The organism is Devosia litorisediminis (assembly GCF_018334155.1).
Taxonomy (GTDB): Bacteria; Pseudomonadota; Alphaproteobacteria; order Rhizobiales; family Devosiaceae; genus Devosia; species Devosia litorisediminis.
Genome location: NZ_JAGXTP010000004.1, coordinates 50,654 through 62,566, shown reverse-complemented (window position 1 = coordinate 62,566; position 11,913 = coordinate 50,654). Strand labels below are relative to the sequence as shown.

Sequence of the window (11,913 nt, the reverse complement as noted above, 5' to 3'; positions counted from 1 at the left end):
GCGCTAGCGCGTTGCCAGTCTGCTCTTCTGCATGCCGTCCGCGTCGAAATTGTCCGGGCTGAGCCAGCGCTCATATTCGGCGCGCAGGGCCGGCCACTCGCTGTCGATGATCGAATACCAGGCGGTGTCGCGGCTCTCGCCCTTGACGATGCGGTCCTGGCGAAAAACCCCTTCAAACTGAAAGCCGAAGCGCAGGGCCGCGGCCTTTGAGGGCTCATTGCGGTTGTTGCACTTCCACTCAAAGCGGCGATAGCCCAGATCATCAAAGGCATGGCGCGCAAACAGATAGAAGGCCTCGGTCGCCAGGGGGGTGCGCGCCATGGGCAGGCCCCAGTAGACCCCGCCAATCTCGATGGAGGCATGATCGGGAAAGATACGCATCCAGGCGTGCTGGCCGACGGCGCGACCGGTGGCTTTGTCGATGATGGCGACATAGCTGTCCGGGCCGGCATTGGCGCTGTCGATCCAGTTCTGCAGCTCAGCGACGCTGGTGGGCGCCTCGCTGAACAGCCAGCGATAGCGCTCGGCCCCACCGGGCAGATGGGCCACCGCAAACAGATCGGCGGCATGGCGGCGCTCAATGGGTTCGAGCCGCACGAGGCGGCCTTCGAGCACAATGCGTTGGGGGGCGGATTTGGCTGGGTGCGGCGCGCTCATGAGCGGGTCTCCAGGATCTGGGCCAGACCTTCACGATAGGTCGGATAGAGCAGCTCGATCCCCAGTGCCTTTTTGATGGCGGCGTTGGAGCAGCGTTTGTTGTCGGCATAAAAACTGCGCTGCATCGGCGTCATCTCGGCGGTGTCAAAAGCCTGTTCGGGCGGCGGCTCAACACCCAGCATGTCGGCGGCATGGGCGATCACCTCCTGGGGGGGCGCCGGTTCGTCATCGCTGAGATTGAAGGTGCCGTTGAGCTTTGCCGTGGCGGCCAAGGCGGTAATCCGGCCGATATCGTCGACATGGATCCGGTTGAACACCTGACCGGGTTTGACGATGCGACGCGACTTGCCCTGTTCGAGCTTGTCGAAGGTGGACCGACCCGGCCCGTAAATCCCGGCCAGTCGCAAAATGGTCAGCGGCACGCCCCGTTCGGCGGCGTAGTCGCGCCAGGCCTGTTCGGCAGCCACGCGGCGATCGGAGCGTTCATTGCGCGGCACCAGGGGCGCGGATTCGTCGATCCAGGCGCCGCCGAAATCCCCATAGACGCCAACCGTGGAATAATAGCAGAGCCATTCCAGCCCTGTTGCCGCATCCAGATCGCCCCGATGCTGTCCCAAGCCAGGATCGCCATCAGCGCCGGGGGCAATGGAAAAAATCACATGGGTCGCAGCGCGAAGGGCCGGACCCAGCGTGGCACCGGGTTGTGTGCCATCGAACAGGTGTGGGGTAATGCCATCGGCTTTTAGCCGTTCGGCCTTTTCAACGCTGCGGACAGTGCCGTGGATGCTGACAGTGTGTGCACCGATGCGCAGCGCATTGGCCGCTGCTGCTGACGAAAAGCCATAGCCGAAAAACAGGGCGTTCATGCGATATCCACGGTCCATTCACGGGCCACGTCGGGATTATTCTCGCGCGGCAGATAGGCTTGGCTGAGCGTGTTGGCGCGCTCGGGCGCCAGCCGCCGCAGCGCCCAGATGGCGGCGCCACGCACCAGTTCATTGTCACTTTCAAGGTGCGGCTCGATTAGCGGCACCATGGCACTATCAGCCGAATTTCCGATACCGATCAAGACATTGCGCAAGAAGCGATGCAGGCCGATGCGCTTGACCGGCGAGCCGGCGAACAGGGTGCGAAATGCGCTATCGTCAAGCATCACCAGATCGGCCAGGGCGGGGCCGTCCAATTCGTCACGGGCGCGCAATCTGGCTTCACGGCTGATCGAGGCGAACTTGTTCCAGGGACACACTGCCAGGCAGTCATCGCAGCCATAGATGCGATTGCCCATGGGCGCGCGAAACTCCAATGGAATCTGACCCTTATGCTCAACCGAGAGATAGGCCAGGCAGCGCCGGCTATCGAGCTGGAAGGGCGCCGGAAAGGCGTTGGTGGGGCAGATATCGAGGCACCGTGTGCACGAGCCGCAGCTTTGCGCGTGCGGCTTATCCCCGGGCAGCTCGGCCGAGGTTAGAATGGCCCCCAGAAACAGCCAGGAGCCAAACTCGCGGCTGACCAGCACGGTATGCTTGCCTTGCCAGCCCAGTCCGGCGGCTTCGGCGAGCGGCTTTTCCATCAGGGGAGCGGTATCGACGAACACCTTGACCTCGGCCCCGGAGCGGCGTGCCAGCAGGCCCGCCAGTTCCTTGAGCTTGCCCTTGATGATTTCGTGGTAATCGCGATTGCGCGCATAGACCGATATGGCGCCCCGACCGGGCTGGCCGAGCAGCGCCAGCGGGTCGCTTTGCGGCCCGTAATTGATGCCCAGCAGGATCACCGATTTCGCCTCGGGCCAGAGCTGGGTCGGGCTGCCGCGCCGCGTAGCTGTTTCGGCCATCCACTCCATGTCGCCATGCCAGCCGGCATCGAGCGCGGTCTGGAGTTTTTCGGGCAGGTCGGGCCGTGCATCTGCAGGCGCAATGCCAAAGCTCTCAAAGCCGAGGGCGGTGGCGCGGGTCTTGAGCTCGGCGACGATGGCGTCGGGCTGGATCAAAAATCGAGGTCCGCATAACCCTGGTGCGGCGGCATGGCAAGAACCCGGTCATTGAGCAGGGTACGGAAGGCCGGACGGGACTTGATGCGCGAATACCAGTCACGGGTCTCTCCCGCCTTGCCCCAGTCGATATCGCCCAGATAATCGAGCGTTGAGAGATGGGCGGCCAGGGCGAAATCGGCCAGCGTCATGTCATCACCGGTCAGCCAGGAGCGGTTGGCGAACAGCCAGTTGAAATAGAGCATGTGCTCATTGAGATTGGCCTTGGCCACACGCAGCACGGCGGGGTCCGGGGTGGCGCCGCGATGGTCGCGCTTGACGATCTTTTCCTCAAGCACATAGCGGGTGACTTCGTCATTGAGCTTGGAGATTACCCATTCGATCAGCCGCCACATCTCGGCGCGCACGATGGCATCGTCGGGCATCAGCCCGGCCACGGCGCTGGGTGCGTAGAGCGCCTCAATGGTGTGGATATTGGCCAGCAGGCCGATCACCGACTGATCATTGTCATCGATCAGGATGGGCAGGGTGGCCGCCGGATTGACTTCGAGCAGTTCGGGCGTGCGCAGCCAGGGCTTGATCTCTTCCATATCGAGCGGCACGCCATATTCGGCGCACATCAGTCGGATCAGGCGCGAGGCGGGGTCGAGAGGATGGTGCAGCAGACTGGGCATGGAACGCTCATTTCTTTTTCTGGCCACAACGCGAGGCTGCTTGGCGCTGATTGCGAAGCGCTATAATGCTTGCCTGAACTCGCAGACTATCTGGACAGGATTAGGGGATCAAATGAACGCCGATCAAGGTCTTTTTGTGCCGCTGATCCTGGGAATTCTCGAAGGGCTTACCGAATTCCTTCCTGTCAGTTCGACCGGACACCTGTTGCTGGCGGGACATTTCTTCGGTCTGACCCAGCCAGAGACCTTTGTGGTGCTGATCCAGCTTGGCGCGATCCTGGCGATTGTCACCATCTATTTCGCCAAATTGGGCCTGTTGATCCGCGATGCGCTGACTGGCAAGGCCTATGCCTGGCGGTTTGCCACATCGGTGATCCTGGCCTGTATCCCGGCCATTATCGCGGGGATCCTGCTGCGCGATTTCATTCAGGGCGCGCTGTGGCACTCGCCCATGACGATCTGCGTATCGCTGCTGGCAGGTGGCATCGTGCTGCTGTTTGTCGATCGCATGCCCAAGCGCGAAACCTATGATGACGCCTTTGCCTATCCCTGGCATCTCTCGCTGATCATCGGCCTGTTCCAGATGATCAGCCTGATCCCGGGCGTTTCGCGTTCGGGCTCGACCGTGGTGGGCGCCATGCTGTTTGGTGCGACCAAGCGCAGTGCGGCCGAATTCACCTTTTTCGTCGCCCTGCCCATCATGACCGGCGCATTCGGCTACGACCTCTACAAGAGCCGCGATCTGATCGACGCCAGCATTGCACTCAATGTCGCGGTGGGATTTGCCGCCGCCTTTTTGGTGGGGGCGATCGTGGTGCGCTATCTGCTGAACTTTGTATCCAGCTATGGCTTTGCGCCGTTCGCCTGGTGGCGCATTGCCGTTGGCGGCGCCGGCATCATCGCATTGCTGACGATGGGCGGCGCCTAGCGCGCTATTTGCGGGTTGGCTTGTAATTGGCCGGGATGGAGAAATAGGTGCGCGGAATTTCGCGATCCTTTTCAACATCATAGAGCGAGAAAGTCAGCTCTGCCCCGCTGGGTTCCACTAGGCTCCACTGCACCAGATCAAGCGTATCAGTGCCAAAGATCAGCGACACCTGCACGGTGCCGGCAATGGTTTCGTCGATCACCGTGATCGACATATAGCCATCCGACGTGGTGACATCGATCACATTGGCGTCGAGCAGGTTGATGGTATCGCCCAGGAACTGGCGCAGCGGGATCGAGTCCTGCGGATAGGCGTAATAGGTCTCTTCCTTGCGGTTGAGCACATAAAAGCCATTGCCGACCGAGACGATTTCCTCGCGGCTGGGGGGCGCGTAGCGGAAGGCGATCTTGTTGGGGCGTTCGAGAAAGAACGTGCCTTCGGTGCGCCCGCCATTGGTGTCGATCTGCAGGAACCGCCCTACCATGGTGCGGATGGCGGAGTTATGCGCGCCGATATTGGCAATCAGCTGCTGTTCCTGAGGGGTCAGTGCGCGGTCAAGCGCCCAGGCAGAGGTGCTGAGGGCGAAGGCGGCGGAAAGGCCGAGCAGCAAGGCATCGCGGCGAATCATGAAAACTGGTCCCTGGCTAAGTGGTCGTCTCAGGCTAACCTAGAAACCAATTGCGGCAACAGCTGGTTCCACGGCCTGGTGGCGCCGATCAGTATTGATCGCCACCCACCAGGATTTCACGCTTGCCGGCATGGTTGGCCGGGCTGATAACGCCTTCGCGTTCCATGCGCTCGATCAGCGTGGCCGCCTTGTTGTAGCCAATGGCCAGTCGCCGCTGAACATAGGAGGTCGAGGCCTTCTTGTCGGTCAGCACGATATGGACGGCCTTGTCGTAGAGCTCGTCGCCCGAACCGGCATAGCCATCGCCGCCACCGCCCCCGCTGGCGCCATCATCCATCTCGCCATCAGCTTCTTCGGTGACCGAATCGAGATAATCCGGCGCGCCCTGGCTCTTGAGGTGGGTGACCACTGCTTCGACTTCGGCATCGGACACAAACGGACCATGCAGACGCTTGGTGCGGCCGCCCGAGGCCATATAGAGCATGTCGCCATTGCCCAGCAGCTGTTCGGCGCCCTGCTCACCCAGAATGGTGCGCGAATCGATCTTAGAGGTGACCATGAACGAGATACGCGTGGGGAAGTTGGCCTTGATGGTGCCGGTGATCACGTCCACCGAAGGACGCTGGGTGGCGGTGATGATGTGGATGCCAGCGGCACGGGCCATCTGCGCCAGGCGCTGGATGGCGCCTTCAATGTCCTTGCCGGCCACCATCATCAGGTCGGCCATTTCGTCGACGATCACCACGATATAGGGCAGCACTTCGAGCTGGAATTCCTCGGTCTCGAAGATGGCCTCGCCCGTTTCGCGATCAAAGCCGGTCTGCACGGTGCGACTGATGGTCTTGCCTTCCTTGGCCGCTTCGCTGACGCGCTGGTTGAAGCCGTCAATGTTGCGGACGCCGATCTTGCTCATCTTGCGATAGCGATCTTCCATCTCGCGCACGGCCCATTTGAGCGCCACCACCGCTTTTTGCGGATCGGTCACGACCGGGGTCAGCAGATGGGGAATGCCGTCATAAATGCTCAGTTCGAGCATTTTGGGATCGATCATGATCATGCGGCACTGCTCGGGCGTCATCTGGTAGAGCAGGCTGAGAATGAAGGTGTTGATACCCACCGACTTGCCCGAACCGGTGGTGCCGGCGATCAGCAGATGCGGCATGCGCGCCAGATCGGCAATGACGGGTTCGCCGCCAATGGTCTTGCCCAGGCAGATGGGCAGCTTGCCCTTCATTTTCTCGAAGTCGGAGCTGGCCAGCATTTCGCGGAAATAGACGGTTTCGCGGTTGTCGTTGGGCAGCTCGATACCGATGGCATTGCGGCCGGGCACCACCGCCACACGGGCGGAGATGGCGCTCATGGAGCGGGCAATATCATCGGCCAGCGAGATCACGCGGCTCGATTTGATGCCGGGGGCTGGTTCAAGCTCAAACAGGGTAACGACCGGGCCGGGGCGGACATTGATGATGTCGCCCTTGACGCCGAAATCTTCGAGCACGCCTTCAAGCTGACGGGCCATTTCCTCGAGCCGCTCGGGCGCGTGCTCGGGCGAGGGGCCCTTATGCATGGGCTCGGCCAACAGGCTCAGCGGCGGCAGCTCAAAGCCGCCGGGTTCATCGAGGAACGAGGTCTGGGCTTCGCGGGCAATGCGGTTGCCCGGCTGCGGGCGCGGGGCTGGCGCGGTAACGCGCGGCTTGGACGGATCGGCCGGATGGAAGCGCGAATCGCCCTGCTGGCGGTGATTGGTAGGCGCCACCGGCACATCGGCGACAAACGGCATGTCGTCCTCGACCTCATCGGGGTAGTCGAGTTCGGTATCGTCATAGCTGGGCCGCGCATTGATGCGGGCGGAAACCTCTGGGGTGACGTGATGAGCCGGTTCGGCGGTGAAGTCCGCCGTAAAGGCAGGCTCGACCGGCGCGTGGATGCGGCGCTGCGTCGGCGCCAGGGCGGGCTCGTGACGCTGGTCAGCAGACCCTTTGCCGTCCAGGCTTGGTTCAACCTCATCTTCGCGCCAGCTGGCCGCTTCGGCCGCATGACGCTCGGCGTGGCTCTCGCGGGCCCGGCGATAGGCGGTACGCAGGGAATAGCCCATATGGACCACCGCCCCCAGGGCGATATCGACAATCGGATTGGTCTCGGGCTCGTCGGTCTGCGGTGCGGCCGTATTTGCAGCAGCGCCCCGGGCAGATTTGGCGGGCTTGCGCGGGCCGGTCGGCACCGAGGCACCCAGCCCCATGGCGGTCCAGAACAGGGCCAGTGCGGGCACGGCAATGATGATGGCAAACAGCACGGTGGTGACAGCCTGAGGCTGCGCGCCCGTGACCAGTGCAGCCAGCGTTGTGAACAGCGAGCCAATCAGGCCGCCCAGCCCGGTTGGCAGGGGCCAGCTGGCCGGCATGGCGACAAAGGCCAGCACGCCGGCGCCCAGCAAGGTTGCGCCGATCCAGCCCAGCAGGCGCAGACCCATGCGGGTAGGCATGCGGCGGCGGGCAAAGGTCCAGCCCCACAATGCAGGTGGCACCAGCATGACGAGCGCGGCCAGACCAAACACCTGAAACAGCGTGTCGGCGATCACGGCGCCCGGAAAGCCCAGCCAGTTGGCGGCGGGTTTGGCGGTGGCATAGGTAAAGCTTGGATCATCGACGGACCAGGACGCCAGGGCGGCCAGGCAGATAGCGACCAGTGCCAGAACCAGCAGACCAGCGACGCGCACGGGAATGCGAATCGCCAGCGCCGGTGGCGGCGTGGGCAAGGGCTTGGTCGAGGCGCGGGTGCCACGCTGTGGCACTGAGCGAATTTCGTCGAGTACGGGCGAAGGTGAGCTGGGCATGGGCGTGTCCGAAGTGGCCCGGCACGTTCCGGGCTCAATCAGCGGCCATGCTAGTGGGGTCGGGTTAACCCAAGGCTAACCATCGCCGCGGGCGGGCGAAAACCCCTGTGGGACAACAAAAAGACCCGGCGGTGAGCCGGGTCCGGGATGGTTGAGCGCGGAGTGCAGCCCGTGCTGTTTGCGAGTGGGAAGCCTCTGTGGCGGGCCAAGAGGGACACGAGCCGCACGCCGCGCTCAACCAGTCTCGAGACAGGTCCCGGCGGCAGCGATCCGCCGCCGGGCCTTGCGGGACTAGTTGTTGTAGGCGCGTTCGCCATGGGTGGAGAGATCCAGACCATCGCTTTCGGCCGAATCGGGCACACGCGCGCCGCCAAAGATGGCCTTGACGATCAGCATGGCTACCAGGGCCACCACACCCGACCAGACCACGGCGATCGCCACGGCAGTCAGCTGGATCATGAACTGGCCACCGATCGCGTAATCGGCCGCTTCGCCCAGCGGGTAGCCGCCAAAGGCCGGCGCAGCAACAATGGCAGTGCCCAGGGCACCCACGATACCGCCGACACCATGGATGCCGAAGACGTCCAGGCTATCGTCATATTTGAGCATGGGCTTGAGATTGACCACGGCCCACAGGCAGACCACGCCAGAGACGGCGCCAAGCACGATGGCGCCACCGACACCAGAGAAGCCTGCAGCCGGGGTGATGGCCACCAGACCGGCAACGGCGCCGGATACCGCACCTAGCGCAGAGGCATGACCACGGGTGATCTTTTCACCCAGCGCCCAGGCGAGCGCACCAGCGGCGGGCGCCAGAACGGTATTGATCAGCGCCACGGCTGTCAGCGCATTGGCTTCGAGATTGGAGCCGGCATTAAAGCCGAACCAGCCGAACCACAGCAGGCCGGCACCGACATAGGTGACCATCAGATTGTGCGGGGCCAGCGGCTCTTTCATATAGCCAAGACGCGGGCCAAGCACGATGGCGGCGACCAGGGCGGCGACACCGGAATTGATGTGCACGACGGTGCCACCGGCAAAGTCATAGGCGCCCAGATTGAACAGCAGGCCGGGACCGGCCCAGACCATGTGCGCCATGGGGATGTAGGAGAAGGTGAACCAGATGGCCAGAAAGGCCATCAATGCGCCAAACTTCATGCGCTCGGCAATGGCACCCACGATCAGGGTCGAAGTGATGCAGGCAAAGGTCAGCTGAAACACGACAAAGACCATTTCGGGCAGCTGGAAGCCAGCCGAGAAGGTGTCGATCGTGGAATCAAGGGTGACCCCGGAGAGGAAGAATTTGGAGAAATCGCCGACAAAGGCGGACAGGCCTCCTTCGGTCGGGCCGGCAAAGGCCAGCGAATAGCCATAGGCCACCCACAAAATGGCGATCATGGAGAAGCCGAGAAACACCTGGGTGAGAACCGACAGGATGTTCTTGGCGCGCACCAGGCCACCATAGAACAGAGCCAGGCCCGGAATGGTCATGACGATCACGACCATGGTCGAGACCAGCATCCAGGCCACATCGCCCTTGTCCACGACCGCAGCCGCTTCAGCGGCGGGCGCGACGGCGTCCTGGGCAAAGGCTGGCAGTGCCAGCAGAAGGGAGGCCAGTGCAGCGCCCCCGAGGATTTTAGACGTCTTCATCTTGGTTTCTCCGATGACGCTTAGAGGGCTGACGCGCCGGTTTCACCGGTGCGAATGCGGGTGACGGCCAGCAGATCGAGAACGAAAATCTTGCCATCGCCAATGCGGCCGGTCTGGGCGCTGTCGCGGATGGTGTTGGACACGTCATCGGCAATGGCGTCGTCGACGCCGATTTCGAGCTTGAGCTTGGGCAGGAAGTGCACGGCGTATTCGGTGCCGCGGTAGATTTCCGAGTGCCCCTTCTGACGGCCATAGCCCTTGACCTCGGTGACGGTCATGCCGTGCACATCGAGCGAGGAAAGAGCCTGACGAACGTCTTCGAGACGGGATGGCTTGATAATGGCGATTACCAGTTTCACGTGTGCCCCCTTTGCAGCTTGGCGCTTGGTCTGGATGGTCCAGTAGACTCAAGCGCCGTGCCAACTGGCACGGCGCTTTAAAGCTGAACATTTCCAAGACGTTACAGGCTGGTGGCGTGACGAACCGCAAATGGCAGCAGGATTTTGCCTGCCATTTGTGCAGAAAGCGCAATGACTGTGCATTTTTCAGGCATTGCTTGTCGCAGGGGTGCGGCCCACGGTTTTGCGAGTGGGAAGCCTCTGTGGCGGGCCAAGAGGGTGAGCCGCACGCCTTCGACAAGGAAGGCCGAAGTGGAAGGCCGGGCGGGCCCGACCTTCCCAAGGCGTATTACTTGAACTCTGGATAGGCTTCGATGCCGATCTCGGAGAGATCCAGACCCGCATCTTCATCTTCAGCCGATGGGCGCAGACCCATGGTGGCCTTGAGGATGAACCAGATCACGAAGCTCACCACGAAGACGAAGACACCGACGATGGCGATGGATGCCAGCTGACCACCGATGGTCGCGTCAGAGTTGGTGAAGACCACGGCGATAGTGCCCCAGATACCGGCCAGCAGGTGGACGGGGATAGCACCGACAACGTCGTCGATCTTGAGCTTGTCGAGCATTGGCACAGCCAGCACGACGATCACGCCGCCAACGGCGCCGATCAGCGTTGCAGTCCCCAGACCCGGGGTCAGCGGCTCGGCGGTCACGGCCACAAGGCCAGCCAGCGCACCGTTGATGACAAAGGTCAGATCGAACTTCTTGTAGAGGATGCCCGAGAGAACCAGGGCAGCCAGGGCACCACCGACAGCGCCGGCATTGGTGTTGGCCATGATGCGACCGACATCGGCCACGTCACCCACCGAACCCATGGCGAGCTGCGATGCACCGTTAAAGCCGAACCAGCCGAGCCACAGGATGAACATGCCCAGGGTTGCCAGTGGCATGGACGAACCAGGCATGGCGTTGGCGGTGCCGTCAGCATTGTACTTGCCACGACGGGCGCCGAGCAGAATGGCACCGGCCAGAGCGGCCCAGCCACCCACGGAGTGCACAACGGTGGAACCGGCGAAGTCAAGGAAGCCGAACTGGCTGTCCAGGAAACCACCGCCCCACTTCCAGGAGCCAGCGATCGGGTAGATCAGGCCGGTCAGCACAACGGTGAAGACCAGGAAGGGTGCCAGCTTGATGCGTTCAGCCAGCGTGCCCGAAACGATCGAGGCAGCGGTGGCGCAGAACATCACCTGGAAGAAAAAGTCCGAGCTGGTAGCAGCGTAGGAGAAGTCATCAGCGCCATCAGCGGTAATCCCTACAGCCTCAAGAACGGCGATACCGAAGGCGCCGAGATAGCCGCCGGTTTCGTCAGAGCCCATGGCCCAAGTGCCCAGCGGATACATCAGATTGTAGCCGATGAGGTAGTACATCAGGCAGGCTATGCCGAAGAGCGAGATGTTCTTCAGCAGCTGCATAGAGACGTTCTTGGTGCGCACCATGCCCGCTTCGACCATGGCAAAGCCAGCAGCCATGAAGAATACCAGAATGCCGCCCAGCAGCATCAGCAGCGAGTTGAGAATGAAGACGACGTCAGCGGAGACGCCTTCACTGACCGTTTCGACGGCTTCGGCTGCAGCTTCCTGGCCAAGTGCCGGAAGGGTGAGCAGCATGCCCGCCAGGGCAACGCCCCCGAGCAGGCGCCACGGTGTTTTCTGACCTGTCATTGTTCTTGTTCTCCGGAGAATTCGATTAAAGCGCTGACGAACCGGTTTCACCGGTGCGAATGCGCGTTATGGCCAAGAGGTCGAGCACGAAGATCTTGCCGTCGCCGATGCGCCCGGTCTGGGCACTGTCGCGGATCGCGGTGGTGACCGGATCGGCCAGATCGTCGTCAACGGCGATCTCGACTTTGAGCTTTGGCAAGAAGTGCACCGCGTATTCCGTACCGCGGTAGATTTCGGAATGGCCCTTCTGGCGTCCGTAACCTTTGACTTCGGTGACAGTCATGCCGTGGACGTCCAGTGAGTTGAGGGCCTGACGGACCTCCTCCAGACGTGATGGCTTGATGATCGCAACAATCAGCTTCATGTAATCTCCCACAGCGCTGCAATGTCTTTACGGCCAACTAGACTCAAGACCCGTGCCAGAATTGCGCCGCAATCGCTAGACGACTGAAATCTTTGCCATAATCTGGATGGATACTGTTTCTGACC

General features: G+C 62.1%; 11 protein-coding genes. 1 reads left to right on the top strand and 10 read right to left on the bottom strand.

What is annotated here, in order from left to right:
- Nucleotides 1–3 precede the first annotated feature (3 nt).
- Genes KD146_RS17590 through KD146_RS17575 form a run of 4 tightly spaced genes read right to left on the bottom strand, consistent with a single transcriptional unit; the run spans nucleotide 4 to nucleotide 3,318 of the window.
- Nucleotides 4–657 carry a GNAT family N-acetyltransferase gene (locus KD146_RS17590; protein WP_212660157.1) on the bottom strand — a complete coding sequence of 218 codons (654 nt, stop codon included), beginning with the start codon at nucleotides 655–657 and terminating at the stop codon, nucleotides 4–6.
- The gene (locus KD146_RS17585; protein ID WP_212660156.1) at nucleotides 654–1,523 is read right to left on the bottom strand and encodes an SDR family oxidoreductase; all 870 of its coding nucleotides are present in this window, start codon (nucleotides 1,521–1,523) and stop codon (nucleotides 654–656) included. Before KD146_RS17585 ends, KD146_RS17590 begins: the two co-directional genes overlap by 4 nt.
- Nucleotides 1,520–2,644 carry a tRNA epoxyqueuosine(34) reductase QueG gene (gene queG, locus KD146_RS17580; protein ID WP_212660155.1) on the bottom strand — a complete coding sequence of 375 codons (1,125 nt, stop codon included), beginning with the start codon at nucleotides 2,642–2,644 and terminating at the stop codon, nucleotides 1,520–1,522. The genes KD146_RS17585 and queG overlap by 4 nt, the downstream gene beginning before the upstream one ends.
- Complete coding sequence (locus KD146_RS17575; RefSeq protein ID WP_212660154.1) at nucleotides 2,641–3,318, bottom strand: glutathione S-transferase family protein; 678 nt, start codon at nucleotides 3,316–3,318, stop codon at nucleotides 2,641–2,643. The genes queG and KD146_RS17575 overlap by 4 nt, the downstream gene beginning before the upstream one ends.
- 112 nt (nucleotides 3,319–3,430) lie before the next feature.
- On the opposite strand from KD146_RS17575, the gene KD146_RS17570 reads away from it, so the two are divergent.
- The gene (locus KD146_RS17570; protein WP_212660153.1) at nucleotides 3,431–4,246 is read left to right on the top strand and encodes an undecaprenyl-diphosphate phosphatase; all 816 of its coding nucleotides are present in this window, start codon (nucleotides 3,431–3,433) and stop codon (nucleotides 4,244–4,246) included.
- Between the two features lie 4 nt (nucleotides 4,247–4,250).
- Here the strand turns inward: KD146_RS17570 and KD146_RS17565 are convergent, their stop codons facing one another.
- The 6 genes from KD146_RS17565 to KD146_RS17540 all read right to left on the bottom strand — a co-directional run bounded on the left by KD146_RS17565 (nucleotide 4,251) and on the right by KD146_RS17540 (nucleotide 11,788).
- A complete protein-coding gene (locus KD146_RS17565; RefSeq protein WP_212660152.1) occupies nucleotides 4,251–4,874 on the bottom strand; it encodes a LolA family protein in 624 nt (207 codons plus the stop codon).
- Nucleotides 4,875–4,962: 88 nt separating this feature from the next.
- Complete coding sequence (locus tag KD146_RS17560; RefSeq protein WP_212660151.1) at nucleotides 4,963–7,707, bottom strand: DNA translocase FtsK; 2,745 nt, start codon at nucleotides 7,705–7,707, stop codon at nucleotides 4,963–4,965.
- Between the two features lie 291 nt (nucleotides 7,708–7,998).
- The gene (locus tag KD146_RS17555) at nucleotides 7,999–9,360 is read right to left on the bottom strand and encodes an ammonium transporter (RefSeq protein ID WP_212660150.1); all 1,362 of its coding nucleotides are present in this window, start codon (nucleotides 9,358–9,360) and stop codon (nucleotides 7,999–8,001) included.
- Nucleotides 9,361–9,380: 20 nt separating this feature from the next.
- A complete protein-coding gene (locus KD146_RS17550; protein WP_212660149.1) occupies nucleotides 9,381–9,719 on the bottom strand; it encodes a P-II family nitrogen regulator in 339 nt (112 codons plus the stop codon).
- A gap of 328 nt (nucleotides 9,720–10,047) precedes the next feature.
- Nucleotides 10,048–11,424, bottom strand: a complete 1,377-nt coding sequence (locus tag KD146_RS17545; protein ID WP_212660148.1) for an ammonium transporter family protein — start codon at nucleotides 11,422–11,424, stop codon at nucleotides 10,048–10,050.
- A 25-nt stretch (nucleotides 11,425–11,449) separates the two neighbouring features.
- Nucleotides 11,450–11,788: a P-II family nitrogen regulator gene (locus KD146_RS17540; protein WP_212660147.1), complete on the bottom strand. Its 339-nt coding sequence runs from the start codon at nucleotides 11,786–11,788 to the stop codon at nucleotides 11,450–11,452.
- Nucleotides 11,789–11,913 lie beyond the last annotated feature (125 nt).

Bases quoted from the DNA above. Each gene is read 5' to 3' on its own strand.
- KD146_RS17585 (WP_212660156.1), bottom strand. From the start codon at position 1,523: ATGAACGCCCTGTTTTTCGGCTATGGCTTTTCGTCAGCAGCAGCGGCC.
- KD146_RS17545 (WP_212660148.1), bottom strand. From the start codon at position 11,424: ATGACAGGTCAGAAAACACCGTGGCGCCTGCTCGGGGGCGTTGCCCTG.
- KD146_RS17565 (WP_212660152.1), bottom strand. From the start codon at position 4,874: ATGATTCGCCGCGATGCCTTGCTGCTCGGCCTTTCCGCCGCCTTCGCC.
- KD146_RS17570 (WP_212660153.1), top strand. From the start codon at position 3,431: ATGAACGCCGATCAAGGTCTTTTTGTGCCGCTGATCCTGGGAATTCTC.
- KD146_RS17540 (WP_212660147.1), bottom strand. From the start codon at position 11,788: ATGAAGCTGATTGTTGCGATCATCAAGCCATCACGTCTGGAGGAGGTC.
- KD146_RS17560 (WP_212660151.1), bottom strand. From the start codon at position 7,707: ATGCCCAGCTCACCTTCGCCCGTACTCGACGAAATTCGCTCAGTGCCA.
- KD146_RS17575 (WP_212660154.1), bottom strand. From the start codon at position 3,318: ATGCCCAGTCTGCTGCACCATCCTCTCGACCCCGCCTCGCGCCTGATC.
- KD146_RS17555 (WP_212660150.1), bottom strand. From the start codon at position 9,360: ATGAAGACGTCTAAAATCCTCGGGGGCGCTGCACTGGCCTCCCTTCTG.
- KD146_RS17590 (WP_212660157.1), bottom strand. From the start codon at position 657: ATGAGCGCGCCGCACCCAGCCAAATCCGCCCCCCAACGCATTGTGCTC.